Annotated in this window: 1 pseudogene; it reads left to right on the top strand. The window is 50.9% G+C overall.

From position 1 onward, the window contains the following. A pseudogene (locus tag DXA74_RS14660) lies at window positions 1-287 on the top strand (mobilization protein); the annotation flags it as partial.

Below are 287 nucleotides of genomic sequence, written 5' to 3'. Positions count from 1 at the left end.
AACATAAGCGAGGTAAAGGCGATGCACATACGTGACCGGGAGTTTGACCCGTTCGCATTCCGTATCAATGACAACGCTTTGCCCGAAATCGTGGACGGTTATGTATTCCAACAACCTAAGCAGGACAGGAACTTTCCGCTTACGGAACTGACCGAACAGCAACACCGGGAAGCGTTGGAGAACGGTTTCGGCAAGCAGGTGGTACAAGGCTATTCCAATGTCATAGCGGCATTGAAACAGGGTTATGCGAGTATCGGTTACGAGCGTGGACGCAATGTCCTTGTGTC

This window comes from Bacteroides sp. OF04-15BH (genome assembly GCF_003477995.1).
In the GTDB taxonomy this organism is placed as follows: Bacteria; Bacteroidota; Bacteroidia; order Bacteroidales; family Bacteroidaceae; genus Paraprevotella.
Note: the sequence above shows the minus strand (reverse complement) of the source record. Positions and strands in the feature narration are given on the sequence as shown.